Below are 26,213 nucleotides of genomic sequence, written 5' to 3' on the forward strand. Positions count from 1 at the left end.
ATGAGCAAGACCGTCGTCCACGTGCTGCGGCACGGCGAGGTGCACAACCCGGACCAGATCCTCTACGGCCGGCTGCCCGGCTTCCGGCTGTCGGAGCTGGGCGTGCAGATGGCCAAGGCCGCCGCCCAGGCGGTCGCCGAGCGGGAGATCGTGCACGTGGTGGCCAGCCCGCTGGAACGCGCCCAGCAGACCGCCGAGCCGATCGCCGGCCAGTTCGGGCTCCCGGTCGGGGTGGACGAGCGGCTGATCGAGAGCGCCAACTGGTTCGAGGGCAAGAAGGTCTCGCCCGGCGACGGCTCGTTCCGCGACCCGCGCAACTGGTGGGTGCTGCGCGACCCGGTGACCCCGAGCTGGGGCGAGGCGTACCGGGCCATCGCCGAGCGGATGTTCGCCGGGCTGCACGCCGCCCGGGTGGCCGCCGAGGGGCGCGAGGCGGTCATCGTCTCCCACCAGCTCCCCATCTGGACGCTGCGCCGCTACGTCGAGCGCAAGCGGCTCTGGCACGACCCGCGCCGCCGGCAGTGCGGGCTGGCCAGCCTCACCTCCTTCCACTTCGACGGGGCGAAGGTGGTCGGGATCGGGTACTCCGAACCGGCCGCCCACCTGATCGCCATGTCCGCGACAGCCCGGACGGCCAAGGGGGCCTGAGATGCGTTTCCGGAGGCCGCTGGCCGTCCTGCTCGCCGCCGTCACCGCCGGGGCGGCGCTGGTCGGCTGCTCCTCCGGCAGCGAGGAGAGCCGCTGCGCCAACAACGGCGGCATCGTCGAGTGCGCCCCCGACCAACGGTCCGCCGCCCCGACGATCGCCGGTGACCTGCTCACCGGCGGCCGGTACGACGTCTCCCAGGCCCGGGGTCAGGTGGTGGTGGTCAACTTCTGGGGTTCCTGGTGCGCGCCCTGCCGCGCCGAGGCCGACGACCTGGAGGCCACCTACCAGGCCACCAGGGCGTCCGGGGTGACCTTCCTCGGCATCAACGTGCAGGACAGCCGGGACAAGGCGATCGCCTTCGAGGAGGGCCGGGTCACGTACCCGAGCCTGTTCGACCCGGCCAGCCGGCTGGCGCTGGCCCTGGACATCCCGCCGAACACCATCCCGGCCACCGTCGTGCTGGACCGGCAGGGCCGGATCGCCACCGTGATCCGGGCCGCCGTCACCACCGACGGGCTGCGCCCGATCGTCGAGCGGATCGCCGCCGAAGAGCCGGCGTCGACCGGTTCCCGCTGATGGGCGAGACGTTCCGCGAACTCGCCCAGTCCGGCCCGCTGCTGCTGGCCATCGGCGCGGCGGCGCTCGCCGGGCTGGTCAGCTTCCTGTCCCCGTGCGTGCTGCCGCTGATGCCCGGCTATTTGTCGTACGTGACCGGGCTGGCCGGCACCGACCTGGAGGGCCGCGCCCGGCCGACCACCCCGGCCGGCGGCGGACCCGACCCCGACGGCGGTGGGGCGGCACCGGCCGGCGGCGCGGACGGCACGACGGCGACGGCGACGGCGACGGCGACGGCGACGGCGACCCGGACGGCGGCCCGGCCGGTGGCGGCGGTCAAGGGCCGGGTGCTGGCCGGGACGTTGCTGTTCATCGCCGGGTTCACCGTCGTCTTCACCGCCACCGCGATCCTGTTCGCCGGGTTCGGCCGGATCTTCTTCGACTACGAGCGCACCTTCCAGGTCGTCATCGGCGCGCTGATCGTCCTGCTCGGGCTGAGCTACCTGGGGGTGCTCCCCGGCATGCAGCGGGAACTGCGCATCCGGCGGCTGCCCGCCGCCGGGCTGCTCGGCGCGCCGGTGCTCGGCGCGGTGTTCGCGCTGAGCTGGATGCCGTGCACCGGCCCGACGCTGGGTGCGGTGCTGGGGATGGCCGCCACCGGTGGGCAGACCGACCGGGCGGTGGTGCTGGCGGTGGCGTACTGCCTGGGGTTGGGGTTGCCATTCGTGGTCTTCGGGTTGGGCTTCCACCGGCTGCTCGGGGTGTTCCGCGCGGTCCGGCGCAACAGCAGGTGGGTGACCCGGATCGGCGGGGTGCTGCTGATCCTGATCGGCCTGGCGCTGGTCACCGGCGGCTGGCAGAACTTCGTGATCTGGTTGCAGACGACCGTGGGCCCCGGCGAGGTGAGCATCTGATGACGACCGTCGAGGACCGCCCGGCCAGCCCACCCGCCGAGGCCCCCCGCCGCCGGCCGAATCCGCTGCTGGCCCTGCTGCGCAACTCGTGGCGGCAGCTCACCAGCATGCGTACCGCGTTGATCCTGCTGTTCCTGCTCGCGGTCGCGGCCATCCCCGGCTCGGTGCTGCCGCAGCGCGGGGTCAACCCGGAGAACGTCGACAGGTACTTCGTCGAGCACCCGGACCTCGCCCCGCAGCTCGACCGGATCGGCGCGTTCGAGGTGTTCGGCTCGGTCTGGTTCTCCGCCATCTACCTGCTGCTGTTCACCTCGCTGGTGGGGTGCATCCTGCCCCGGATGCGCGACCACGTGCGCGCGTTGCGGGCCCGGCCGCCGGCCGCGCCCAAGCGGATGGACCGGCTGCCGCAGCACACCGTGCTGGAAGCGCCGGGGGCCGCCGACCCGCAGGCCATCGCCGCCGTGCTGCGTCGCCGCCGGTGGCGGGTGCAGGTGCGCGGCAACGAGGTCTCCGCCGAGAAGGGCTACCTCAAGGAGACCGGCAACCTGCTGTTCCACACCTCGCTGGTCGCCGTGCTGATCGGGGTCGCGCTCGGCTCGTGGTACGGCTGGCACGGCAACCGCCTGCTCGTCGCCGACGAGGCCTTCTGCAACACCCGCCAGCAGTACGCCGAGGCGAAGCTGGGCCCGCGCGTCGACAGCGCCGACCTGCCGCCGTTCTGCCTCACCCTGGACAACTTCGACGCCCGGTTCCTGCCGTCCGGGCAGCCGGAGAGCTACCGCGCCACGGTGACCGTCGACCGGCCGGACGGCTCGGACCGGCGGACCGCCGACTTCTCGGTCAACTCGCCGCTGCGGCTCGGCTCGGCGAACGTCTACCTGCTGGGCCACGGCTACGCCCCGATCCTGAAATACACCGACCGGTACGGCCGCAGCCAGACCAGCACGGTGCCGTTCCTGACCAGCGGCGACGCCAACCTCACCAGCGAGGGGGTGGCCGCCTTCCCGGACGCCAACGTCGACCCGGCGACCGGCCGCCGGGACGCGAACCAGCAGGTCGCCTTCGAGGGGCTGTACCTGCCGACCGCCCCGGACACCGCGCCGTTCGTCTCGTCGCGGTTCCCCGAGGAACGCAACCCGGCCGTGGTGCTGGCCGCCTACCGGGGCAACCTGGGGTTGGACGCCGGCATCCCCGGCTCGGTCTACCAGCTCGACCGGCGGCAGGTGACCAACGGCAAGCTCAAGCAGGTCGGCGACAGAAAGCTGGCCCCGGGCGAGACGTGGACCCTGGACGACGGCAGCAAGCTGGAGTTCCTCGGCACCAAGCGGTACGTCACCCTCTCCGTCCGGCACGACCCGGGCGAGGAGCTGATGCTGGGGGCCTGCGTGGTGCTGCTGGTCGGGCTGATGGGCTCGCTGTTCGGCCGTCGGCGGCGGGTCTGGTTCCGGGTTACGCCCCCCGACAGTGGATCTCCGACGGGCGGTAGTAGCTTGGTGTCGGCCGGTGGGCTGCCGCGCACCGAGCATCCAGGGTTCGCCGAGGAGTTCGCGTCTCTCGTCGCTGCGGTACGCGACGACGGGCGGCCCGACCGGCGGGCGCGAGAGGGAGTCGAGTGATGTCCGCAGTCTCCGACCAGTTGGTGACGTTCGCGATCCTGGTGTACCTGGTCGCGATGATCAGCCACGCCGTCGAGTACGCCCTGGGTAACGTCCGCGCGGTGTCGGCCCGGATCACCCCGGCGCGGGAACTGGTCGGCGCGGGCGTCGGCGGCGCGGGTGTCGACAAGGTCGACGGGCCGGTGGTCGACGCCCCCGCGACCACGGCCCCCGCAGGCACGCCGCCGTCGACCAGGCCGAGCCGGTCGGCGGGGCGGGCCAGGCTGGCCGGGCGGATCGCCGCCGGGCTGACCGTCCTCGCCGCCGCACTGCACCTGGGCGCACTGGTCACCCGGGGCATCGCGGCCGACCGGATGCCCTGGGGCAACATGTACGAGTTCGTGCTGACGGTCACCTGGATCGGGACCGCCGCCTGGCTCGTGGTGCTCTGGAAGCGCCCGTCACTGCGCCGGCTCGGGCTGTTCCTCACCCTGGTCATGGTGCTGCTGCTGGCCTTCGCCGAGCTGAAGCTCTACGTCCCGGTGGTGCCGCTGATGCCGGCGCTCCAGTCGTACTGGTTCATCATCCACGTGTCGACGATCGTCTTCTCGTCGGGCATCTTCCTGCTGGGCGTGGTGCCGGCGGTGTCGTTCCTGCTGCGCAACGGCTACGAGCAGGGGCGGCGCAGCTTCCCGTACACGCTGGCCCGGCGGCTGCCCGGGGCGGCCGACCTGGAGCGGCTGACCTTCGCGCTGCACGCCTTCTCGTTCCCGATCTTCACGTTCGCGGTGATCGCGGGCGCGATCTGGGCCGAGGCGGCCTGGGGTCGGGCCTGGGGCTGGGACCCGAAGGAGACCTGGGCGTTCATCTCCTGGGTGGTCTACGCCGGCTACCTGCACGCCCGCGCCACGCCCAGCGTCCGGCGCAACGTGGCGACCTGGATCGCGGTGCTCGGCTTCCTGACCGTTCTGATGAACCTGTTCGGGGTGAACTTCTTCTTCACCGGCCTGCACTCGTACGCCGGGGTGGAGTGAGCCGGCCGGTGAGCACCCGGTCGACGCCCAGGGTCACCTGGTAGGCGACCTCCGGCACGTCGGCCAGGTCGAGGCGCTCGGCCCGCAGGGCGAGCTGGGCGTGCAGCTCCCGGGCCACCGCGTCGCGGATCTCCCGCTGGAGCGGGGAGAGGCCGTCGGGATCGCCCACCGTGTACGCGTCGTCCATGCGCCCATCCTCCGCCGGAGAAGCGGGCTGTGTCGACGCCCCACGGCCTGCGGAACGTATAACTACAGTTCTTAGAAGTGTAGTTATACGAATTGCAGAGCCCGGAATCGGTGAGCGGGCGTCGCCGGACCTCCCCTGGATGCCGGGGATTCGGGAGCGGTGCTGGAGCGGGGTCGGGAAATGCTGGCGGGACTGTGGAGCGGCGGGGTCTGACAGGGCGCTTCCTGATGACTACTCTGCGACACGGTGATTCCGTCCGCTGCCGGGTGGACGGTCGCCGTCCCGATAGGAGTGCCGGATGAGCGAGCAGGTGTCGACGGCGGAGCTGATCCGGGCCCAGTTGCGCCGGTCGCGGGCGACCGCCGGCCTGACCCAGGAGGAGTTCGGCCGCCGGGTGCACTACTCCCCGTCGACGGTGTCGGCGGTGGAGCTGGGGCAGGTCGTGCCGAACCACGCCTACCTGAAGCGTGCCGACGACGTGTTCGACAGCGGCGGCCTCTTCGTCGCCCTGCGGGAGTTGGGGCGGCGCGACGGTGAGCCGGTGTGGTTCCGCCCGTGGCTGGAGGCCGAGCGGACGGCGACCCAGCTACGCTGCTTCGGCGCGACCATGGTGCCGGGCCTGTTGCAGACCGCCGACTACGCGCGGGCAGGCTTCCGACTCGATCTCAGCTACACCGCGGAGCGGATCGAGGAGTTGGTGGCAGCCCGACTCGTCCGGCAGGAGATCCTCGACCGGGAGCACGCGCCGCAGCTCACCGCCGTGATCGAGGAGACCGCGCTCCGCCGGTTCGCCGAGGGCTGCGCCGAGGTGATGGCCGGTCAGCTCCGGCACCTGGTCGAGTGCGCCCGCCGGCCACACGTCAACGTGCACGTCCTGCCGGCTACGGTCGGATTGCATGCGGGCCTTTTCGGGCCGTTCATCCTCGGCTGCTCGGCCGAGGGCGACTGGGTGGGCTTTCTCGACACGCAGACCGGTGGCACGGTGGTGGACGACATCGACGGGGTGGCGACCCTGCTGGGAAGATGGGAAACTCTGCGCAGTGAGGCGCTGCCCCGACAGCAGTCGATCGACCTGCTTGAGGAGATCGTGAGGCCATGGATCTGACCGACGCCCGGTGGCGCAAGGCCACCCGCAGCGGCAACGACTCCGGCGCCTGCGTCGAGGTCGCCGACAACCTGCCCGGTCGGGTGCACGTCCGGGACTCCAAGGACCGCGACGGCGGGGTGCTGACCTTCGCCCCGGCCGCCTGGCGGGCCTTCGTCGCGCAGACCCGCCGCCACTGACCGTCCGCCGACCGGCGGGCACTCCCGTCGCCCAGGCCGGCCCACCGGTGACTCCGGGCGCGTTCCTGACGTCCGCGTCGGTCGTCGGGCAGGTGTGCCCGGAGGGCGTTTCAGCTACCGAACCAGCCGGGGACGTCGAGTCGGAAGGAATCCGGCGGGGTGACCGCCCGCAGGTCGTCCTCCAGGGCGGCCACCCGCTCCGCGCCGAGCCGGCCCACCCACCGCTCCCGTAGCGCGTCGAAGATCGTCGCCGAGCGGCGCAGCCCGTCGACGCCTTTTTCGGTCATCCGGATCAGCTTCCGGCGGGCGTCGGCCGGGTCGTCGGCGCGTTCCAGGTAGCCGAGGGTCACCAGCCGGTCGACGGTCTTGCCGGCGGCCTGCTTCGACACGCCGAGGCGGTGGCCCAGGTCGGACGCCGTGGTTCCGGTGACGCCGACGGCCTGGAGCACGAAGCCGTGTGCCGGTCGCAGCTCGGGGTGCCCCTGTCGGGCCAACTCGGCGTGCAGGTCGTCGACGAGGCTGCGGAACCCGGCGAGCAGCAGCAGCGGCAACACGAAACCGCGGCGCTCGGGGTCACCAGTCGACATGTTCGACAACCTGGTTTACTGTTTGGACAACCACGTTGACTATCGTACTTGAGGGGTACACCGCCATGTCCCGACCCGGCTTCACCACGCACACCCTCGACACCGCGCCCGACGCCGCCCGGCCGACCATGGTCGGCGTACAGCGGAAGCTCGGCCACCTGCCCGGCGCGGTCGGGCTGATGGCCGAATCCCCCGAACTACTCAAGGGGTTCCTGACCGCCTCCGCGACCTTCGAGACCACCGACCTCGCGCCCGTCGAACGGGAGGTGGTGGTGCTGGCCGTCGCCACCCGCAACCGGTGCCACCTCTGCGTGGCGATGCACACCGCCACCCTGCACCGGCTGGGTGCCGCTGCTGATCTGATCGCCGCACTGCGCGACGGCACCGAGCTGCCCGAACCCCGGCTGGCGGCGCTGCGCCGGTTCACCCTCGCCGTCCTCGACCACGCCGGTGACGTGCCGGACGACGAACTGACCGCCTTCCTCGACGCCGGCTACCGGCCCCGGCACGCCCTCGACGTGGTGCTCGGGGTCGGGACGTACACCATCTCGACCCTCGCCAACCGGCTCACCCGCGCCCCGCTCGACCCGCCCCTCGCCGCGTACGCCTGGGAGCCGGCGGCCTGACCGACCGGCTGCCGTCGAGGACGGACACCTTGCGCTGGCACGAAAATAAAAAACAACTTTAGTTCTTCGGCTTCACCTGACCGGAAACTAAATCTTTTCTTTAGGTTGGTAGCCTTGGCGAGTGTCAACATCGAACCGGCGAGCGCTGTTCCAGCTTGCTGCCCGTCAGCACGGCTACGTCACCGCCGCGCAGGCTCGGGAAATTGGATACTCGTATCAGGCGCAGAAACACCACGTTGATCACGGCAACTGGGTGCGGGTCGACCGGGGAGTTTTCCGGCTGATGGATTGGCCGGCGCATCCGGCGGACCATCTCGTCCGTTGGGTGCTGTGGAGCGGGGCGGTGGGCGTGGTGAGTCATGCCAGCGCGCTCTCCGTGCACGACCTTGGTGATCTCGACCCGGCCAGGGTGCATCTGTCGGTTCCCGCGCGGTTCCGACGCTCGGCTCCGGAGATCGTCCTGCACCGACCGCTTCCCCCCGAGGCGGACATCGAAGATCGAGAAGGGTTCCGGGTGACGACCCCGAGTCGCGCACTTGCCGAGTGCGCACAGGCAAGGATCGAGCAACAGTGGCTCGACGGTGCTGTCGCCGAGGCGCTCAGCCGGGGCCTCACCACTGCACGGCGTCTGCGTGCCGCCGCCACGGAGTTGGGTCCGACGGCGGAGCTGGGTGCGCATATCGCCCTGGCGGCGACAGGTCGATGAGCAGGAGATACTCGACGGCTTCCGCGCTGCGTGCTGCCGTCGACAACCGCATCCTCGAACGTGCGCGACTGCTCGGCAGGGACCCCAACTGGCTCCGTCGTCGCCTTGCCTTCACCCGGCTCCTGGTGCGCCTCGTTCACCAGAACACCGATGCCTGGGTACTCAAGGGCGGGATGGCGGTCGAGCTGCGACGGCCCGGGCTTGCACGATCGACCCGCGATGTCGACCTGGTGATAAGGCCGGGCCTGGTAGCGGACCCGGCTGACGGAACGGAACTCCACGAGGCGCTCATCGAGGCACTGCTCACCGACCCTGACGGTGACGGGTTCATCTACTCGGCCGCCGCGCCGACCCGGCTACGCGACGACGCGTACGGCCGTCCGGCCTGGCGTTTCCCGGTCGAGGGCCGCCTTGCCGGCCAACTCTTCGCCACACTCAAGTTGGACGTGGTGGCGCGTCCCGAGGAGCTTGGCGGCGTCGAGCTGCTCGAACTGCCGGACGACCTGGCGTTCGCCGCCATCCCCACCCGGGTGATCTGGGTAGCTGACCTGCGGCAGCAGTACGCCGAAAAGCTGCATGCCCTGACGCGGCTCTACGAGACCGGGCTGTCCACCCGGGTCAGGGATCTGGTCGACCTCGTCCTGCTGGTGGAGGACGGCGTGCTGGCCGACGAATCGCTGGTCAGACGAGTCCACCACGTCTTCTCCATCCGGGGTACCCACACCGTGCCGGATGATCTGCCCGAACCGCCACCATCGTGGAACGTCCGATACGAAGTCCTGGCTGCGGAGATCGGACTGGCGGTGACGTCTGCCGTCGAGGCGCACAAGATTATCTCAGGGCACTGGGCGCAGGCTCGTGCTACAGCGGATCGTTGACACCATGCGGGACGCGAACCCGCACTTCAGCGCGACAGGGCTCGCTGTCGCGGGCAGTTCCCGCCAGAGCGAGGGCTGTCAGCCGTGCAGGAAGGGGAGTAGCAGGGCGGTCAGCTCGGCGGGGCGCTCCTCGAACAGCCAGTGGCCGCTGTCGTCGACCACCCGTCCGTCGACCGTGCGGGCGTAGCGGCGTACCTGCTCGGCGACCTGGCCGCCGAGGCTGGCCGCCGCGCCGACGGCCAGCACCGGCATCGGCAGCGGGTTCTTCCGGTACGCGGCGTTGTCCGCGACGTCCTGCGCGAAGGCCCGGAAGTAGTCGAAGCTGGCCCGCAGGTGGGCCGGGTCGGTGAGGTGCCGGGCGTACTCCGCGATGTCGTCCGGGCCGATACTGCCCTTGTTCACCATGATCGAGTCGGTGAAGCGGTCCACCCAGCGTGCCTCCCGGCCGGCGACCAACTCCTCCGGCAGGCCGTTGATGACGTTGAAGAATCCGAAGTTCCACACCGCCGGCCCGGCCGTGCTCAACGCGGGAAACGTGTAGATGCTCTCGTCCGGGATCGGTGCCTCGGTCAGCACCAACCGGAACACCGTGTCCGGGTGGGCGGCGGCATAGGCGTACGCGACCATGGTGCCCACGTCGTGACCGACCAGCCGGATGTCGTCGGCCAGGCCCAGCCCGGTCAACAGCCCGTGCAGGTCGGCGGCGACGGTCTTCTTGTCGTACCCGCCGGGTGGGGCGTCGCTGCCGCCGAAACCGCGCAGGTCGGGGGCGACCACCTGGTACGTCGCGGCCAGCTCCGGCAGCAGCGCCCGCCACATCCGCCAGCACTGCGGATAGCCGTGCAGCAGCACCAGGGTCGGCCCCCGCCCGCCCCGGACGTAGTTGATCGCCACGTCACCGACCTGCGCCTGCTGCTCGGTGAAGCCCGCCGGAACCCGTCCGTCGCCCATCCCCGCCCCCGTCCCGACGCCGCGGCCCGACCGGCCGTCACCCGTGCAACGAGCAGCCGCCGGCCGGAGAGACGCGCACGCCCGCGCGGGTTGGCGTGCCGGTCCGGGTGGGCAGGCGCACACCGCCGGGGCGTACCCGGCGTGGGCGCTGCCGGTCGGGGTGCGGGAGACTGGCCGTATGGCGGCTCGTGGCTTCCCGTACACCGATCTCAAGGACTTCCTCGCGGCGCTGGAGCGCGCGGGCGAGCTGCGGCGGGTGACCGTCCCGGTGGACCCCACGCTGGAGATCAGCGAGGTGGTCACCCGGACGGTCCGGGCCGGCGGGCCGGCGCTGCTGTTCGAGCGGCCCACCCGGGGTGAGATGCCGGTGGCGATCAACCTGTTCGGCACCGAGAAGCGGATGGCGATGGCGCTCGGCGTCGACTCGCTCGACGAGATCGGCGACCGGATCGGCGCGTTGATCAAGCCGGAGCTGCCGGTCGGCTGGTCCGGCATCCGCGAGGGCCTCGGCAAGGTCATGCAGCTCAAGTCGGTGCCACCGCGCAAGGTGAAGACCGCCCCCTGCCAGGAGGTGGTCTACTCCGGCGACGACGTCGACCTCGACCGGCTGCCCGGCCTCCAGGTCTGGCCCGGCGACGGCGGGATCTTCCACAACTACGGACTGACCCACACCAAGCACCCGGAAACCGGCAAGCGCAACCTGGGGCTCTACCGGCTCCAGCAGCACTCCCGCAACACGCTCGGTATGCACTGGCAGATCCACAAGGACTCCACCGCCCACCACGCGGTCGCCGAACGGCTCGGCCAGCGGCTGCCGGTCGCCATCGCCATCGGCTGCGACCCGGTGGTCAGCTACGCCGCCTCCGCGCCGCTCCCCGGTGACATCGACGAATACCTGTTCGCCGGGTTCCTGCGCGGCGAACGGGTCGAGATGGTCGACTGCCTCACCGTCCCGTTGCAGGTGCCGGCGCACGCGCAGATCGTGCTGGAGGGCTACCTCGAACCCGGCGAGCGGCTGCCCGAGGGGCCGTTCGGCGACCACACCGGTTTCTACACCCCGGTCGAGCCGTTCCCGGTGCTGCACGTCGAGACGATGACCATGCAGCGCAACCCGGTCTACCACTCGATCGTCACCTCCAAGCCGCCACAGGAGGACCACGGCCTCGGCAAGGCCACCGAGCGGATCTTCCAACCGCTGCTCAAGCTGCTGATCCCGGACATCGTCGACTACGACCTGCCGGCCGCCGGGGTGTTCCACAACTGCGCGATCGTGTCGATCAACAAGCGCTACCCCAAGCACGCGCAGAAGGTCATGAACGCGATCTGGGGCGCGCACCTGATGTCGCTGACCAAGCTGATCGTGATCGTCGACTCCGACTGCGACGTGCACGACTACAACGAGGTCGCGTTCCGCGCCTTCGGCAACGTCGACTACGCCCGCGACCTGCTGCTCACCGAGGGCCCCGTGGACCACCTCGACCACGCCTCCTACCAGCAGTTCTGGGGCGGCAAGGTAGGCGTCGACGCCACCCGCAAGCTGCCCGCCGAGGGCTACACCCGGGGCTGGCCGGAGGAGATGACCATGTCCCCGGAGGTCACCTCGCTGGTCGACAAGCGCTGGAAGGAGTACGGGCTCTGATGGCCACCGCCGTCGCCCCCGCCGCCCGCCCCGGCCGGGTCAAGTCCTTCCTCAAGCTCGTCGCGATCGAGCACTCCGTCTTCGCGCTGCCGTTCGCGTACCTGTCGGCGCTGACCGCGATGCAGGTCAACGGTGGTCGGGTGCGCTGGGGAGACCTGCTGCTGATCACCGTGGCGATGGTCGGCGCGCGGACGTTCGCCATGGCCGCCAACCGCATCCTCGACAGGCGGATCGACGCCCGGAACCCGCGTACCGCCGGGCGGGAACTGGTCACCGGGGCGGTGAGCGTGCGGACGGCCTGGACCGGCGCGGCCGTCGCCCTGGTGGTCTTCCTCGCCGCCGCCGCCCTGCTCAACCCGCTCTGCCTGGTGCTCGCCCCGCTCGCCGTGATCCCGCTGGTCGTCTACCCCTACGGCAAGCGGTTCACCGACTGGCCGCACGCCATTCTGGCGGTCGCCCAGGCCGTCGGCCCCGTCGGCGCCTGGCTCGCCGTCACCGGCACCTTCGCCGGCTCGGGGCCGGCCTGGCTGCTCGGCGCGGCCGTCGGCCTGTGGATCGGCGGCTTCGACCTGATCTACGCCTGCCAGGACGACGAGGTCGACCGCCGGATCGGGGTACGCAGCGTCCCCGCCCGCTACGGCCGGCGGTTCGCCCTGCACGCCTCCACCGTGGCGCACGTGGTGACGTTCGCGCTGTTCATCTGGTTCGGTGCGCTGGTCGGCTTCGGCTGGCCCTGGTGGATCGGGCTGGCGCTCACCGCGGTCGCCTTCGGCTACCAGCACGTGGTGGTCACCCCGACCGACCTGAGCCGGGTCAACCGGGCGTTCTTCACCGCCAACGGTTTCGTCGGCATCGCCCTGTTCGTCTTCGCCCTGCTCGACCTGGTGATCCGCCTCGACCTCCGCGCCTGACCCCACGCTCTCTCCCGCTACCCGTCTCGGGTCCGGCGCCCCGCCGCCACCCGGCCCGGTCCTGGTCCTGCTCTGCGCCCCGCCCCGTCCGCTGCCCTCGGTGATCAAGAGGTTTGCGTCAGGTGATCAAGAGGTTTGCGTCAACGTGGAGATCAAACTTGACGCAAACCTCTTGATCACCGGGGCGAGGCGGGGCGGGGGGCGGGGTGAGGCGGGGCAGGGGGGCGGGGCGGGGTGGGGTGTCAGGGGTGGGGGTGGACGGGGTAGCGGGCGCTTTCCAGGGTCCAGTCGATGGTGCCCCGGACGGCGTTCGCGATGCCGTCGAGGTGGGCGGCGACGGCGTCGTCCAACGCCGGGCCGAACGACGGGACGGCCCCGCACTGCACCTGGAACCGGGTCATCGTGTCCCGCCAGCGGTCGGCGACCAGCTCGGCGGCCCGCTCCACCGGCACGTTCCGCTCGTCGGCGAGCGCCAGCACCAGGTTGTGCCCGCCGGAGGTGGTCCGGTCCCGTTCCATCGAGGCGAGGTCGTTGTACCAGGAGAGCAGGTCGTTGCCGAGTTCACCGATCCGGCGCAGCAGCGGATGGTGGTAGACCGCGTCCGGTAGCGCCCGGCCCCCGACGAACTCGATCAGCGGGTACGACACGTACGCCGCCGAGGTGGCCCGGCGCAGCGCCACGTACTCGGCCACGCCGGGTGTCCGGCCGCTCTCCTTCGCCACCGCCTCCCGCCAGTTGCCGTCCAGGTGGTCGCCGACCGCGTCGGCGAACCGCAGCCGCCAGCGGGCCGGCATCCGGCGGCGGGGCATCCGCCACGCCTCGACCAGCAGCCGGCGCAGCGGCCCCCCGAATCCCGGGTGCCGCCGTCGGGGCCCGTCGTGCAGCAGGGTCAACGTCCCGCGGCGCAGCGCCCGGATCTGCTCCGAGGGCAGCCGGTCCGGCCCGTCGCAGGCGTCGTCGACCAGGAAGAACCAGGTGAACAGGGCCGACACGGTACGCAGGTCCGGCTCGCTGGCGTCCGGGTAGAGGCGGCCTGCGTACCTGGCGAAGCCGGCCCGGTCGAGCCGGTGCAGCGCCTCGGCACCCAACGGCAGACCCAGCCGGGGCAGCAGCTCCAGCAACCACTCCTGCACCCCGTCGGCGTACGGGGAGAGCCGGGACGGGATCGGACACGCCGACCGTAACGACCAGAGGATCTCGTCGACCATTACCGATGTCTCCCCCGTACCGTGTGGATCATCCGTGCGCAGCATCGCAGGTCCGGCGCTGACGTGCCGTCGGGGCCTGCCGCCGGAGGCCCCGGCCACCGGTACGGCGACGGTGGGTCGACCGGCCGGTCCCGCACCGTGCCGACGGGGGCGATTGCGGGGGCGGGCGTCGGCGGTCGGCGTACACCAGGCAGGCTGGGCGTATGCGCGAACCATGGGTGGTGGGGGTTTCCGGGGCGTCCGGCACCCCCTACGCGGCGGCCGTCGTCCGGGGGCTGCTCGACGCCGGGCATCCGGTGGACCTGATCGTGTCCCGGGCCGCCCGGCTGACCGTCCTCGACGAGACCGGCCGGCCGTTCCGGGACGGCCACTGGGCCGAGGACCTCGCCGGCTGGCTGGGCCGGGACCTCACCGGCGACGACGTGCGGCACTGGCCGGCCGGCGACATCGCCGCCGGCCCGAGCAGCGGCTCCTACCGGGTACGCGGCATGGCGGTCGTGCCGGCCAGCACGGCGGCCTGCGCCGGCATCGCCATCGGCCTGTCGAAGGACCTGCTGCAACGCGCCGCCGAGGTCAACCTCAAGGAACGACGCCCGGTGGTGCTGGTGCCCCGGGAGACCCCGGTGACCCGCAGCCACCTGGAACACCTGATCGCGCTGCACGACGCCGGCGCGGTGGTGCTGCCGGCCAGCCCCGGCTTCTACGGCGCGGGGGCGTCCGCCACCGCACAGCAACTGGTCGACTTCGTCGCCGGCAAGGTGCTGGACGCCCTGGGCGTGCCGCACACCCTGTTCCGCCGCTGGTCGGGCGAGCTGGCCGCCGACCGCTGACCCGCCCCCGACCGCCGGCCGGCCCCGGGATCAGCACACGCGGGTGGTTGCCGGCCGGCCCTGGCGCAGGACCCGGACGGCGAGCAGGTCGCGCCGCCCGGAGCCGTTCAAGCGGCGACGGGCCGGCCTCGTCGGCCGGCCCGCTCGTCCGTCTCGCACCATTCAGTACATCCCGGCATTGGCCGGACCCGGCCCGGTCGAGGCGGCCGGGCCCACGTTGCGTGGCTTGCCCATGTCGTCCGCCTCGTCCAACATGCCCTCCCCTTCCAGCAGGGCCCGCACCTCGGATTCCCGAAACCGGCGATGCCCGCCTGGAGTCCGGATGCTGCCTATCCGGCCGGCCGCCGCCCACCGCGTCACAGTCTTCGGGTCCACCCGAAACAGTGCGGCGACCTCACCCGGTGTCAGCAGGCGATCTCCAGTGTCCACAGCCCCCTCCTCGCGTCGACGAAGCCCTCGGCTGAACACACTGCCCCCGGCCGGTGCGAGCCCAGAGCCGTCATGAGGGACGTATGGCAATTACAGCACCAGCGAACTGGCCTGTCCGCCAAACGCGAAAAACGCACGGAGTGGGAAGTTAGTAAATGGTACCGGCGCGGGACTCCCTTGACCGTCGGTCTGCGAACTGTCACCTGCTGTCAGATCCAACGGATGCCGGTCGCCGGACGTTACGCCCCAACGGATAGGCTCACCCTCCGTGGACGCGATCGACCGGAGCCTCGTCGAACTACTGCGGGGTAACGCCCGCCTGTCGTACGCCGAGCTGGCCCGGCAGGTCGGCCTCTCCGCGCCGGCCGTGCACGAACGGGTCGGCAAGCTGGAGTCCAGCGGCGTCATCCGGGCCTACCGAGCCGAGGTCGAGCCGGAGGCGATCGGCCTCGGCGTGACCGCGCTCATCGGCATCGTCGAGGACTCCGGCGGGGACACCGACGACGTGCTGGAGACGTTCCGGCAGATGCCCGAGATCGAATCCTGCTACTTCATGGCCGGAGTGGAATCCTTCCTGCTCAAGGCGCGGGTGGGCACCATCGCCGAGCTGGAACAGCTGATCGTGCGGCTGAGCCGTACCCCCGGGGTGGCCTCCACCCGCACCGGCATCGCCCTGTCGACCAAGTGGGAGAACCGGCCCCAGCCGATCGAGCCGCCGGCCTCCTGACCGAGGGGCTGGTGCGGCAGCGCCGGCAACGGCACCAGGCCGGCCCGAACCCGAGCCGACCTCGCTTGTACCGTTGCCGACGTGACTCATCTCGACCGGTGCGACGAGGCCAGCCGGGGGTGGGTGACCGAGGCGATCGCCGCCGTGGAGGCCGACGCCAACCGGTCCGCCGACACCCACCTGCTGCCGTTCCCGCTGCCCCGGCAGTGGGGGATCGACCTCTACCTCAAGGACGAGTCGGTGCACCCCACCGGCTCGCTCAAGCACCGGCTGGCCCGCTCGCTGTTCCTCTACGGGCTCTGCAACGGCTGGATCGGGCCGGCGACCACGGTGATCGAGGCGTCCTCCGGCTCGACGGCGGTCTCCGAGGCGTACTTCGCCCGGATGCTCGGGCTGCCGTTCGTCGCCGTGATGCCCGCTTCCACCTCACCCGAGAAGATCGCCCAGATCGAGTTCCACGGCGGGCGCTGCCACCTGGTCGACGACCCGGCCAAGGTGGTGGTCGAGGCGCGCTGGCTCGCCGAGGACAGCGGCGGGCACTTCATGGACCAGTTCACCTACGCCGAACGGGCCACCGACTGGCGGGGCAACAACAACATCGCCGAGTCGATCTACGCCCAGCTCTCCCTGGAACGGCACCCCGTGCCCGCCTGGATCGTGGTCGGCGCCGGCACCGGCGGCACCAGCGCCACCATCGGCCGGTACGCCCGCTACCAGCGGCTGCCCACCAAACTCTGCGTGGTCGACCCGGAGAACTCGGCGTTCTACCCGGCGTGGCAGGCCGCCGACTGGTCGGTACGCACCGGCCGGGGCTCCCGGATCGAGGGGATCGGCCGACCCACCGTCGAGGCGTCCTTCCTGCCCTCGGTGGTCGACCGGATGACCCAGGTGCCCGACGCCGCCTCGCTGGCCGCCATGCGGGCCGGCTCGGCGGTGCTCGGCCGGCGGGTCGGCGGCTCCACCGGCACCAACCTGTGGGGCGCGTTCGGGCTGATCGCCGAACTGCTCGCTCAGGGGCGGCCCGGCTCGGTGGTGACGCTGATCTGCGACGCCGGCGACCGGTACGCCGACACCTACTACGACGACGACTGGGTGGCCGCGCAGGGCCTCGACCTCGCCCCGCACCTGGCCACCATCGACCGGTTCCTCAGCACCGGAAGCTGGCCGGGCTGACCCCGGCGGGCACCGGGAGCCGGCCCGGTTGACACCCGGCGCGGCCGTGCCCGCCTGGTTCCCCGGTCAGCCCAGGTCGGCCCGGTCGGCCAGCCCGGGATAGTGCCGGACCAGCCCCTCGCCGTCCACCTCCAGCTCGGTGCGGAAGGTGTCGCTGGTGAACCCCACCCGCCCCGGCCCGAGCGCGGTGTAGACCTGCTCGCCGGCCACCACCTCCAGGCTGGGCACCAGCACCCACGCCACGGTGATCCGGTGCTCGGTGCTGGACGCGGCCCCCGCCAACCCCAGCCGACGGATCGGCAGGCTGTTGAACAGGGCCGAGCCGCCCAGGTCGACGTCGAGCGCCGCGTGCAGCCGGTCGGTGTCCTCGATGCCGGGCAACCCGGCCGGTGGCTGCCCGACCGCCCGCAGCGCCGCGTCGAGGTCACCCTGCTCGCCGGTGCGCACCCGCCATCCGTCCGCGCCGCGTTCCAGCCGTACGCTCCGCGACCAGCCGGCCCCCTCCACCTCCACGGCGAGCGAGGTGGTGGCCCCGTCCGAACCGGTCACCAGCCGGTAGCGGCAGGTGTAGGGGATCGGGTCGACGGCCAGTTGGGTCCCGTGCGCGGCGAATCCGGCCCCGTCGTCGAGGACGGCGTGCTCGGCCCCGGCGGTGTCGGTCCGGCTCCAGAAAAGTGACCTCGGCATGGTCCGGACGTTACGCCAGCAGGGCGTCGACGGCAGCGCATGCGCGAACGCCGCCCCGGAGCAGGTGCTCCGGGGCGGCGTCGGAAAACCGCGGGGGACCGTGGCCGGGCCGGCCCGCTCCCGGTCCGATCAGTGGGTACGCGCCGGCGGCCGGCCGCCGAAACCCCGCCGGTCGTCACGCGGCCGGTCGTCCCGGACCCGTCCCTCGGTGCGGAACCCGCCCCGACGGTCGGTGCCACGCGGGTCGCCGCCGCCGAACCGGCGCTCACCGGACCGCTGCTCGCCCCGGGCGTCCCGGTCGCCGAAGCGCGGCTCACTGCGCTCGCCGAAGCGCCGGTCGCCGTAACCCCGGTCGCCCCGGTCGCCGAAGCTCCGGTCGGTCCGGGGACGCTCGGTGTAGCCGCGCTCGCCGCTCGGCCGCTCGCGGTAACCCCCGCCGGTCCGCTCGCCGAAGCCCTGCCCGCCGCCGGTCCGCTCGCCGTAGCCGGGCCCGCCGGTGGGGCGGTCGCGGTAGCCCCGCTCGCCGCCGCTGCGGTCGCTGTGCTCGCGGTAGCCGCCGGTGCGCTCGCGGTAGCCCCGGTCGCCGCCCCCGGTCCGGTCGCCGTAGCCCCGGTCGCCGGTGGGGCGGTCGTCCCGGGCGGCGCGGTCACCGGACGGGCGGTCGCCGTAGCGGCGGTCCCCGGTCGGCCGGTCGCCGCCCTGGTCGCCGTAGCTCCGCTCCCGGGCCGGTCGCTCCGCGCCGTAGCTGCCGCGCGGCCGTTCCCCGCCGTAGCCGCTACGGCCGTCCCGACCGCCGTGACCCCGGTCGCCGTAGCCCCGAGCGTCCCGGTCGCCGAAGCGGCGCGGGCGGTCGCCGTGCCGGCGCGGCTCGGGCTCCTCGCGGACCGGGACACCGCTGGGCTCACGGGCACCGGTCAGCTCGGCGAGCACCGCGTCGCCGGCCCGCACCCGGGTCTCGGCCGGCTCCACGCCCGCCTTCTCCAGCATCGCCAGCGTGGTCCGCCGCTGCTTGGGCAGCACCAGCGTGGCCACCGCGCCCGACTCGCCGGCCCGCGCGGTACGCCCCGCCCGGTGCAGGTAGTCCTTCGGGTCCTTCGGCGGGTCGATGTGCAGCACCAGGGACACCCCGTCGACGTGGATGCCCCGGGCCGCCACGTCGGTGGCGACCAGCACGTCCATCCGTCCCTCACGGAACTCGGCGAGGGTCTTGGTACGCATCCGCTGGGTCTTGCCGCCGTGCAGCCCACCGGCCCGTACGCCCACCGCGCCGAGCTGTTCCACCAGCCGGTCGACACCGAGCTGGGTGCGGGCGAAGAGCATCGTCCGGCCGGACCGGGCCGCGATCGACGCCGCCACGGCGAACTTGTCATGCGGCGGGATCAGCAGCAGGTGGTGGTCCATCGTGGACACCGAGGCGGTCGACGGCGCGGTGGAGTGCGTCACCGGGTCGGTCATGAACCGCTTGACCAGGGCGTCGACGTCACCGTCCAGGGTGGCCGAGAACAGCAGCCGCTGGGCGTCCGCCGGGGTCTTGGCGAGCAGCTCGGTGACCTCGGGGAGGAACCCCATGTCGGCCATCTGGTCGGCCTCGTCGAGGACGGTCACCTCGACGTCGTCCAGGACGCAGACGCCCCGGTTGATCAGGTCGCCGAGCCGGCCCGGGGTGGCCACGACGATCTCGACGCCCCGCCGCAGCGCGTCGATCTGCCGGTCGTACGGCACGCCGCCGACGGCGGTCTTGAGGAAGATCCCGACGGCCTTGCCCAGCGGCAGCAGCGCGTCGTTGACCTGCATCGCCAGCTCACGGGTGGGGACGAGGACCAGGGCGCGCGGGTGCAGCGGCCGGGCCCGGTTGAGCTCGGCCAGCCGGGCGACGATCGGCAGGCCGAAGGCGAGGGTCTTGCCGGAGCCGGTCTGGCCCCGGCCGAGGACGTCCCGGCCGGCGAGGGCGTCGGGCAGGGTGGCCCGCTGGATCTCGAACGGGGTGGTGATGCCCTGACGGGCGAGGGCGTCGACGAGCTGCCGGGGCAGGCCCAGGTCGGCGAAGCCGACGGGGGTGACCGGGGTGACGTCGTCGGTCGGGAGGTCGTGGGCGGACGGACTGGTGCCGGGGGAAACGGAGGTGGTCAAGAAATGCCTTTCGAGCGGGGCGCATCTTCGCGATGGCCCGCCGCAGCATGGGAACGCCGCCGAATCGCCCGCAAGATCGCCCAGGGGCACGCCACGCGCGCCGGGTCAGTGATCCCGACAAGTGTACGGCGCTCCGGCGACGTCGCCAGTGGGCTCCGAGCCGGTAGTGGGCGGACTCACCCGTTCCGGGCATCCCCACCTGCTCGGCGGCCCCCTCCACCGCATTGCGCCGTCGGGCCCCGGTCGGCCGGCCTCACTGGGACAGCATGCCGCCGACCAGCCCGTCCATCACGTCGTTGGCGAGCAGGACGACCAGCACGCTGATCGCCACCAGCAGCCCCAGCGAGGCGGCGAGCACGATCACCACCCGGGTGGTCCGGGATCGCGGGGCCGGCGTGTCGGACCAGCCCTGGGCCAGGATGTGCCCGGTCAGCGAGCCGGAGTTCTCCACCGGGTTGGCGGCCGGGAAGGCGACCGTGGCGTGCCCCGGGCCGTCGGTGCCGCCGTAGCCGACGCTGGCCAGGTCCGGGCCGCCCCGGTAGGGCGTACCGGAGGAGGAGCGGGTGCTGTCGCCTGCCGTACGACGCGGTGCGGACCCGGACGCCGGCCAGTGGGGAAGCGCGGGGGCCGGTACCACAGGCAGCGCCGAGGTCGCGCCGTCACCCACCGGGTCGGGCACGACCGGGGCCCGGAACGTCGGCATGGCCGTACCGGCTGCCGCACTGCCCGTTCCCGCGCTGCCGGCATCCGTTCGGCCGGTACCCGCCGTGGCGACAGGCGCGGAGGCCGGCGGGGTGAAGGCGGAGGTTGCCGGGGGCGCGGAGGTCGGCGGGGTGAAGGCGGAGGTTGCCGGGGGCGCGGAGGCCGGGGCGAAGGCGGAGGGTGCCGGAGGTGCGGAGGCCGGTGGGGTGGAGGCGGCGGGCGTCGCGGCTGGAGGTGCGGAGGCGGGCGGCCGGAAGACGGGGGAGGCCGGGGCCGGGGGCGCGGAAGCCGGGGGTGCCGAGGCCGGGAGGCTGGCGGCCGGGGGTGCCGAGGTGGGTGGGGCGACGGTGCCGCCGGTCGCGGGCACGGTGACGGAGGCGCTGGCCCGGAAGGTCGCTGGGGTGCCGGGCACGGCCGGCGGCGGGGGGAACGGGGGTGCCGGCATCGGGCCGGGTGGCGGTGGGGGTGGGGGCACCGCCGGGCCCGGGGGCGGCAGCGGCGGCCCCGGTACGGGTGGGACCGGTCCGGGTGGGACCGGAACAGGACCCGGCAGCGGCGGGACCGGTGCGGGGAACGGGCCGGGGGCCGGCGGCTCGGGAGTGACCGGCGTCGGGGCCGGGGCCGGCGCGGGCGTGGGGGCCGGCGACGGTTCGGGGGCGGGTTCCGGCTCCGGCGTCGGCGGGGTCGGGGGCTGGGCCGGCTCCGGGGGCTGCGCGGGCTCGGGTGGCTCCGGGTTGACCGGCGTCGACCGGTACACCCCGGGGGCCGCGTCCCCGGGCCGGGTGCCCGCGTCGGCCGCCGCGCCCTCCGCCTCGGCGGCGGAGACCCGGCTGAGCCCGGGGACGGAGACGCTGGCCCGTGCCGTGCCCCCGTCCGAGCCGTCGCGCTGCCCGGGAACGCTCGCCGTGCCGGCCTGGGCGGGGCTGCCGCCGACGGGATCGCCCTGGTCGGATGCCCGGGAGGTCGGGGCGGTGACCGGGCCGCCCGGGGTCGGGCCGCCGCCGGCGGAGCCGCCCGGCTCGGGTGTTCGGGAGGCCGGTACGGCCGGCTCGGCGGCGGGGGTGCCGGCCCGGTAGGTGGTCGCGGTCGCCGGCCCCGCCGGCAGGTCGTCACCCTCGGGCGGGGCGGTCACGGTACGTACGCTGGCCGTGGCGCGGGCCGTGCCGTCGACGGTCGGGCCGGGCCAGGCCGGGGTGCTGGTGACCCGGTCGGGGCGGGGCGGGGCGTCGACGGGGTCCGGGGTGGCCCGCCCGGCGTCGTCGGCGCGGGCGGCGGGCCCGGCCGGATCGGGCACCGGTCCCTGGTCGACGTGCCCCACCGGAACCTCTTGCTCGCCCATGATCGCCCTCCGCGCACCCTCGCACCCGCGTCCCGCGAACGGTGACCGGATGTGCCTCGTGTCACCGTGCCACATCTCGTCCCGTCGGCACAGCCGGAGTGCCGACGGGACGGTCGGGACGGTGCCGGCCGGTCAGCTCCCGGTGCTCGCCGAGGCACCCGCCGACGCCGGGGCGGACGCCGACCGGCTGCTCTCCACCGTGCCGCTGTCCTCCGGGTCCGGGGTGCCGGAACCGGTGAGGCTCGGCGTCGGGTCGGCGGTCCTGGTCGGCGTGGGGGCCGGCGGCGTGGAGGTGACCGACGGCCTCGGGGTGGGCGGCGGCTTCGTCGGGGCGGTGGTCGACCCTCCGGTCGGCCGGGGCGTGGGCGTGGTCGGCTTCGGCGACGCCGTGGTGGGCTTCGGGGTGGGGGTGGTCGGCTTCGGCGAGGCCGTGGTGGGCTTCGGGGTGGGCGGCGGAGGCTGGGTGACCGGGGCCCCGGGGCTGGTCACCGCGCCGACGACCCGGGTGGAGGCGTAGAGGCCGGACCACCGCACCTGGGAGATCTTGACCACGTCCCCGCTGCGCGGTGCCTGCACCATCCGCCCGTTGCCGATGTACATCGCGACGTGGTGGATGGTCGTCCAGCTGCTGCCCGAGGCGAAGAAGAGCAGGTCGCCGGGGAGCAGGGCGCTCTGCGAGACCGTCCGGCCGCGGGTGGCGTAGTACTGGTCACGGGCGACCCGGGGCAGGTCGTAGTAGCCGGCCGACCGGTAGGCCGCCCACATCAGACCGGAGCAGTCGAACCGGTCCGGGCCCTCGGCCGCCCAGAGGTACGGGTCACCGAGCTGCGCCAGCGCGTACCGCACGGCGGCGAGCGCCTGCGGGCTGGCGTTCAGGCCGCTGCTGCTCTGCCCCTCGACGTACGCCGACCCGAGCTTCTGCTCGGCGGCCTCCTGCTGCTTCTCCAGCGCGATGAGCTGGGCCTGGTTGTCGGCCCGCAGCTTGGCGATCTTGGCGTCGTTGTCGCGCAGCGCCTTCTGCACCGCGGCGAACTGTTCCTCGGCACGCCGGACCCGGTCGGTGGCGGCGGTCACCGCCTGGGCGGCGACCTGCTCGGCCGTACGGGCCCGGGAGAGCTCGCCGGCCGCCGCCGTGGTCTCGCCGTCGGCCTGCTCACCCCGGGAGACCCGTTGCAGGACGCTCAGCCCGTGCAGGTCGCGGGCGAACTCGCCGGGCGGCAGGGCGGCGGCGGCCTTGAAGGCGTTCGCGGCGACAGCGTTGGCCTGCTGCTCGGCCACGGTCAGCGCGCCCCGGGCCCGGGTCAGCTCGCCCTGCACGCCGGTGAGCTGCACGCGGGCGTCGTCGCGCTGCTTCTCGAGCTGGAGGAGCTGGTCGGCGAGCTGGCCGTTCTGCGCGGTCAGGGTGTCGATCTGGGACAGCAGCGGGCTGGTCGGCAGGCCACCGACGGGCAGCGTGGTCGGGCCGCCGGGCTGGCCGGCGGTCGGGTAGCCGGGGGCCGCCGCGCCGGGCAGCCGCAGCCCGCCGGTCGCCACCGGCCGGGAACCGGTGTCCGGGACGGTGTTGGGCAGTGCCGGGTCGGCGTAGACCGGGGTGGCCAGGGCCATCGCGGCGACCGCGCCGAGCAGGGCCGACCAGAGCGCCGGACGCAGCACCGGGGAGATCACCGGAACCCGTCGTCGCTGCCGTCGCCTGTGCCCGCTGTCGACCATTCCGCTCCCTGTGCCGCGTGATGGTGTCACCGCGTGAGGTGGGCGCGGCGACCCGGAACGCCGCCGGTGTGCGCCGCGTCCCATCCTGTCTTACCGCACCGGGACAACGATGTCGATGCGGTGGCAGCTTGGAGAACCCTGGGAGTACGGGTGAGGTAGGTCGCTGGCGGTGCCCGTCCTGCCGACCTGTCGGTCGTCCGACGTAGGCTCGATCGGGACCGCAGGTGGAAGGGACGTGGCTTTTCGATGGACGCCGGACTCAAGCGTGAGCTCGAAGAGAAGGTGTACGCGGGGGAGCGACTGACCCGCTCGGACGGGATCGCCCTCTACGAGAGCGACGACCTGACCTGGTTGGGCCGGCTGGCCCACCACCGGCGTACGGAGTTGAACGGCGAACGGGTGATGTTCAACGTCAACCGGCACCTCAACCTGACGAACGTCTGTTCCGCCTCGTGCGCGTACTGCTCGTTCCAGCGCAAGCCGGGCGAGAAGGATGCGTACACGATGCGTATCGAGGAGGCGGTCCGCAAGGCCAAGGAGATGGAGGACGAGCAGCTCACCGAGTTGCACATCGTCAACGGCCTGCACCCCACCCTGCCCTGGCGCTACTACCCCAAGGTGCTGCGCGAGCTGAAGGCGGCGCTGCCCAACGTCAAGCTCAAGTGCTTCACCGCGACCGAGGTGCAGTGGTTCGAGAAGATCAGCGGCCTATCGGCCGACGAGATCCTCGACGAGTTGATGGACGCCGGCCTGGAGTCGTTGACCGGCGGCGGCGCGGAGATCTTCGACTGGGAGGTCCGCCAGCACATCGTCGACCACGCCTGCCACTGGGAGGACTGGTCGCGGATCCACGCGCTGGCCCACGCCAAGGGCATGAAGACCCCGGCGACGATGCTCTACGGCCACATCGAGGAGCCCCGGCACCGGGTCGACCACGTGCTGCGGCTGCGCGAGTTGCAGGACGAGACCGGCGGGTTCGCGGTCTTCATCCCGCTGCGCTACCAGCACGACTTCGTCGACTCGGCGGACGGCAAGATCCGTAACCGGATCCAGGCGCGCACCACGATGGCGTCGCCGGCCGAGTCGCTCAAGACGTTCGCGGTCTCCCGGCTGCTGTTCGACAACGTCCCGCACCTGAAGAACTTCTGGGTGATGCACGGCCTGTCGGTGGCCCAGCTCTCGCTCAACTTCGGCGTGGACGACCTGGACGGCTCGGTCGTCGAATACAAGATCACCCACGATGCCGACTCGTACGGCACCCCGAACACGATGCACCGCGACGACCTGCTGAACCTGATCTGGGACGCCGGTTTCCAGCCGGTGGAGCGGGACACCCGCTACAACGTCGTCCGCGAGTACGACCGGGCGCCGTCACTGGCGTCCCGGCGTGCCGAGCCGCAGCAGGTCTGGGCCTGACCCGGCCGTATGCTCGTCACACCATGACCGGACAGCAGCCGACCGCGCAGCAGCGCAGCGGGTTTCCCCGCCGGGACGCCGAGGGACGCATCCTGAGCCTGGGTGACCTGCTCGGGGTGAGCCTGGCCGGTTGGGTGATCGGTGTGCTGGCGCTGGTGCTCTTCGACTGGGCGTTCGCCGTGGCCGGCGCGGGTGACTTCGGTCGTACCAACGGCTGGCTCGCGGTGATCCTGCCGGCCTGGCTGTTCTGGGACGACTTCCGGGCCTGGGACTTCGGCGCGGCCCGGGTGGTCGCGGCCCTGTCCGCCGCGGTGGTCGCGGTGCTCGCCGGGCTGCTGGTGGCGGGCCTGGCGTCCGGGCTCGCGCCGCTGTTCACCGGCGGGCTGGCCGCGCTCGGGTTCACCGTCGGGTACGCGGTGCTCTGGTTCCAGGGCGTGCACTGGCTGGCCCGACGCACGGGCTGAGCCACCGGCGTGGGAGCCCCGACGCAGAGGCAGGGAGTGGGGAGAGACATGAGCGCGAGGAGTGAGCGGGTTGTGCGAGCCCCGCAGTCGCGAGCTGGGGTGGTCCGGTGAGCGCGGCGGTCAAGTACACGCTGGCCCGGATCGGGCTGTTCCTGCTGGTCGTGGTGGCACTGTGGCCGGTCGGGATGAACCTGTTCCTCAAGCTCATGGTGGCGTTGATCTTCTCGGCCGCCGCGTCGTTCTTCCTGCTGCGGGGCTGGCGGGACGAGATGGCCGAGGAGGTGGCCGCCGCCGCCGAGCGACGTCGGGCGGAGAAGGAGCGGCTGCGCTCCGCCCTGGCCGGCGACGACCACCCCGCCGAGGGTGACCCCCGCCCCTGACTCCCCCTGACCCCCGCCCGACCCGCGCACGCATTCACACCCTGCGCGTTCGCGCCCTGCCCGGCCCGTATCGGTCGCGCGCCCCGCTGCCCGGCCGGACGACCCTGAGATCCACTCCAGTGCGGCGAAGTAGCGGTATCACCCAGCAGTAATGCCGCTACTTCGGCTCACCTGAGTCGATCTTTCGGCAGACCGGGGAGGGGATCTGGGCCTGGTCGGGCGAGAAAACCACTCCGGGTCGGGCCGGTGGCGGTATCGCCGAGTGGTGATGCCGCTCTTTCGGCCCCCTGGACGGATCGCTTCCAGGCTGACCTGGATGGATCAGGGCTCTGGCGACCAAGATCCACTCAAGGGTGGCGAGGTAGGGGTGTCGCCGGACGGTGATGCCGCTACTTCGGCCCACGGGAGCCGATCATCCCGTCCGACCGGGTCCGTCTGATCGTGCCCACCCCGGCCGGGGGGGGGGGGGGGGGGGGGGGGGGGGGGGGGGGGGGGGGGGGGG

General features: G+C 72.8%; 27 protein-coding genes. 18 read left to right on the forward strand and 9 right to left on the reverse strand.

What is annotated here, in order from left to right; genetic code table 11:
• Genes B5D80_RS02295 through ccsB form a run of 5 tightly spaced genes read left to right on the forward strand, consistent with a single transcriptional unit; the run spans nt 1 to nt 4,747 of the window.
• On the forward strand, nt 1–648 hold the full coding sequence (locus B5D80_RS02295) for a histidine phosphatase family protein (protein WP_088642050.1): 648 nt from the start codon (nt 1–3) through the stop codon (nt 646–648).
• 1 nt (nt 649) lies between these two features.
• Nucleotides 650–1,225, forward strand: a complete 576-nt coding sequence (locus B5D80_RS02300; RefSeq protein WP_088642051.1) for a TlpA family protein disulfide reductase — start codon at nt 650–652, stop codon at nt 1,223–1,225.
• On the forward strand, nt 1,225–2,118 hold the full coding sequence (locus tag B5D80_RS02305; protein ID WP_088642052.1) for a cytochrome c biogenesis CcdA family protein: 894 nt from the start codon (nt 1,225–1,227) through the stop codon (nt 2,116–2,118). The genes B5D80_RS02300 and B5D80_RS02305 overlap by 1 nt, the downstream gene beginning before the upstream one ends.
• On the forward strand, nt 2,118–3,734 hold the full coding sequence (gene resB, locus B5D80_RS02310; protein WP_088642053.1) for a cytochrome c biogenesis protein ResB: 1,617 nt from the start codon (nt 2,118–2,120) through the stop codon (nt 3,732–3,734). The genes B5D80_RS02305 and resB overlap by 1 nt, the downstream gene beginning before the upstream one ends.
• Nucleotides 3,734–4,747, forward strand: coding sequence for a c-type cytochrome biogenesis protein CcsB (ccsB, locus tag B5D80_RS02315; RefSeq protein WP_088642054.1), 1,014 nt, complete (start codon nt 3,734–3,736; stop codon nt 4,745–4,747). The genes resB and ccsB overlap by 1 nt, the downstream gene beginning before the upstream one ends.
• On the opposite strand, the gene B5D80_RS02320 is transcribed toward ccsB, so the two are convergent.
• Nucleotides 4,713–4,934 (reverse strand): hypothetical protein, encoded by a 222-nt coding sequence (locus tag B5D80_RS02320; RefSeq protein WP_088642055.1) that lies wholly within the window; start codon nt 4,932–4,934, stop codon nt 4,713–4,715. The two genes, ccsB and B5D80_RS02320, sit on opposite strands and share 35 nt — an antisense overlap.
• Nucleotides 4,935–5,232: 298 nt before the next feature.
• Between B5D80_RS02320 and B5D80_RS02325 the strand changes: the two genes are divergently transcribed.
• Nucleotides 5,233–6,039 carry a helix-turn-helix domain-containing protein gene (locus B5D80_RS02325; protein WP_088642056.1) on the forward strand — a complete coding sequence of 269 codons (807 nt, stop codon included), beginning with the start codon at nt 5,233–5,235 and terminating at the stop codon, nt 6,037–6,039.
• Complete coding sequence (locus B5D80_RS02330) at nt 6,030–6,218, forward strand: DUF397 domain-containing protein (protein WP_088642057.1); 189 nt, start codon at nt 6,030–6,032, stop codon at nt 6,216–6,218. The genes B5D80_RS02325 and B5D80_RS02330 overlap by 10 nt, the downstream gene beginning before the upstream one ends.
• A 110-nt stretch (nt 6,219–6,328) precedes the next feature.
• On the opposite strand, the gene B5D80_RS02335 is transcribed toward B5D80_RS02330, so the two are convergent.
• Complete coding sequence (locus tag B5D80_RS02335) at nt 6,329–6,805, reverse strand: MarR family winged helix-turn-helix transcriptional regulator (RefSeq protein WP_088642058.1); 477 nt, start codon at nt 6,803–6,805, stop codon at nt 6,329–6,331.
• A 35-nt stretch (nt 6,806–6,840) separates the two neighbouring features.
• Between B5D80_RS02335 and B5D80_RS02340 the strand changes: the two genes are divergently transcribed.
• The 3 genes from B5D80_RS02340 to B5D80_RS02350 all read left to right on the forward strand — a co-directional run bounded on the left by B5D80_RS02340 (nt 6,841) and on the right by B5D80_RS02350 (nt 9,015).
• On the forward strand, nt 6,841–7,431 hold the full coding sequence (locus tag B5D80_RS02340; protein WP_245854169.1) for a carboxymuconolactone decarboxylase family protein: 591 nt from the start codon (nt 6,841–6,843) through the stop codon (nt 7,429–7,431).
• Between the two features lie 121 nt (nt 7,432–7,552).
• On the forward strand, nt 7,553–8,137 hold the full coding sequence (locus tag B5D80_RS02345; RefSeq protein WP_088642060.1) for a type IV toxin-antitoxin system AbiEi family antitoxin domain-containing protein: 585 nt from the start codon (nt 7,553–7,555) through the stop codon (nt 8,135–8,137).
• On the forward strand, nt 8,134–9,015 hold the full coding sequence (locus B5D80_RS02350) for a nucleotidyl transferase AbiEii/AbiGii toxin family protein (RefSeq protein WP_088642061.1): 882 nt from the start codon (nt 8,134–8,136) through the stop codon (nt 9,013–9,015). The genes B5D80_RS02345 and B5D80_RS02350 overlap by 4 nt, the downstream gene beginning before the upstream one ends.
• A 78-nt stretch (nt 9,016–9,093) precedes the next feature.
• Here B5D80_RS02350 and B5D80_RS02355 read toward each other — a convergent pair whose 3' ends face one another.
• Nucleotides 9,094–9,966, reverse strand: a complete 873-nt coding sequence (locus B5D80_RS02355) for an alpha/beta fold hydrolase (protein WP_088642062.1) — start codon at nt 9,964–9,966, stop codon at nt 9,094–9,096.
• Between the two features lie 178 nt (nt 9,967–10,144).
• Here B5D80_RS02355 and B5D80_RS02360 point away from each other — a divergent pair, with 178 nt between their 5' ends.
• Complete coding sequence (locus B5D80_RS02360) at nt 10,145–11,605, forward strand: menaquinone biosynthesis decarboxylase (RefSeq protein ID WP_088642063.1); 1,461 nt, start codon at nt 10,145–10,147, stop codon at nt 11,603–11,605.
• Nucleotides 11,605–12,516, forward strand: coding sequence for a menaquinone biosynthesis prenyltransferase MqnP (gene mqnP / locus B5D80_RS02365; protein ID WP_088642064.1), 912 nt, complete (start codon nt 11,605–11,607; stop codon nt 12,514–12,516). Before B5D80_RS02360 ends, mqnP begins: the two co-directional genes overlap by 1 nt.
• A 242-nt stretch (nt 12,517–12,758) precedes the next feature.
• Here the strand turns inward: mqnP and B5D80_RS02370 are convergent, their stop codons facing one another.
• Nucleotides 12,759–13,724 carry a terpene synthase family protein gene (locus tag B5D80_RS02370; RefSeq protein ID WP_088642065.1) on the reverse strand — a complete coding sequence of 322 codons (966 nt, stop codon included), beginning with the start codon at nt 13,722–13,724 and terminating at the stop codon, nt 12,759–12,761.
• A 203-nt stretch (nt 13,725–13,927) separates the two neighbouring features.
• On the opposite strand from B5D80_RS02370, the gene B5D80_RS02375 reads away from it, so the two are divergent.
• Nucleotides 13,928–14,554, forward strand: coding sequence for a UbiX family flavin prenyltransferase (locus B5D80_RS02375; RefSeq protein ID WP_088642066.1), 627 nt, complete (start codon nt 13,928–13,930; stop codon nt 14,552–14,554).
• Between the two features lie 162 nt (nt 14,555–14,716).
• Here B5D80_RS02375 and B5D80_RS02380 read toward each other — a convergent pair whose 3' ends face one another.
• A complete protein-coding gene (locus B5D80_RS02380; protein WP_084261470.1) occupies nt 14,717–14,983 on the reverse strand; it encodes a BldC family transcriptional regulator in 267 nt (88 codons plus the stop codon).
• 268 nt (nt 14,984–15,251) lie between these two features.
• Between B5D80_RS02380 and B5D80_RS02385 the strand changes: the two genes are divergently transcribed.
• Together B5D80_RS02385 and cds1 are read left to right on the forward strand one after the other, a co-directional pair.
• Complete coding sequence (locus B5D80_RS02385) at nt 15,252–15,710, forward strand: Lrp/AsnC family transcriptional regulator (RefSeq protein ID WP_088642067.1); 459 nt, start codon at nt 15,252–15,254, stop codon at nt 15,708–15,710.
• 81 nt (nt 15,711–15,791) lie between these two features.
• Nucleotides 15,792–16,883, forward strand: a complete 1,092-nt coding sequence (gene cds1 / locus B5D80_RS02390; protein WP_088642068.1) for an L-cysteine desulfhydrase Cds1 — start codon at nt 15,792–15,794, stop codon at nt 16,881–16,883.
• Between the two features lie 66 nt (nt 16,884–16,949).
• Here the strand turns inward: cds1 and B5D80_RS02395 are convergent, their stop codons facing one another.
• The 4 genes from B5D80_RS02395 to B5D80_RS02410 form a co-directional block, all read right to left on the reverse strand.
• On the reverse strand, nt 16,950–17,570 hold the full coding sequence (locus tag B5D80_RS02395; protein ID WP_088642069.1) for a putative glycolipid-binding domain-containing protein: 621 nt from the start codon (nt 17,568–17,570) through the stop codon (nt 16,950–16,952).
• A gap of 129 nt (nt 17,571–17,699) precedes the next feature.
• Entirely contained in the window at nt 17,700–19,700 is a 2,001-nt protein-coding gene (locus tag B5D80_RS02400) for a DEAD/DEAH box helicase (RefSeq protein WP_088642070.1), read from the reverse strand.
• 253 nt (nt 19,701–19,953) lie between these two features.
• Nucleotides 19,954–21,741 (reverse strand): hypothetical protein, encoded by a 1,788-nt coding sequence (locus B5D80_RS34080; protein ID WP_144081541.1) that lies wholly within the window; start codon nt 21,739–21,741, stop codon nt 19,954–19,956.
• A gap of 132 nt (nt 21,742–21,873) precedes the next feature.
• Nucleotides 21,874–23,451, reverse strand: a complete 1,578-nt coding sequence (locus B5D80_RS02410) for a C40 family peptidase (protein ID WP_088642072.1) — start codon at nt 23,449–23,451, stop codon at nt 21,874–21,876.
• Nucleotides 23,452–23,697: 246 nt separating this feature from the next.
• Here B5D80_RS02410 and mqnE point away from each other — a divergent pair, with 246 nt between their 5' ends.
• The 3 genes from mqnE (at nt 23,698) to B5D80_RS02425 (ending at nt 25,711) form a co-directional block, all read left to right on the forward strand.
• Nucleotides 23,698–24,867, forward strand: coding sequence for an aminofutalosine synthase MqnE (mqnE, locus tag B5D80_RS02415; protein WP_088642073.1), 1,170 nt, complete (start codon nt 23,698–23,700; stop codon nt 24,865–24,867).
• Between the two features lie 23 nt (nt 24,868–24,890).
• Nucleotides 24,891–25,331, forward strand: a complete 441-nt coding sequence (locus tag B5D80_RS02420; RefSeq protein WP_088642074.1) for a hypothetical protein — start codon at nt 24,891–24,893, stop codon at nt 25,329–25,331.
• A gap of 107 nt (nt 25,332–25,438) precedes the next feature.
• A complete protein-coding gene (locus B5D80_RS02425; protein ID WP_088642075.1) occupies nt 25,439–25,711 on the forward strand; it encodes a DUF4229 domain-containing protein in 273 nt (90 codons plus the stop codon).
• The last annotated feature ends 502 nt before the right edge of the window (nt 25,712–26,213 follow it).

Source organism: Micromonospora wenchangensis (assembly GCF_002210435.1).
GTDB classification, from domain to species: Bacteria; Actinomycetota; Actinomycetes; order Mycobacteriales; family Micromonosporaceae; genus Micromonospora; species Micromonospora wenchangensis.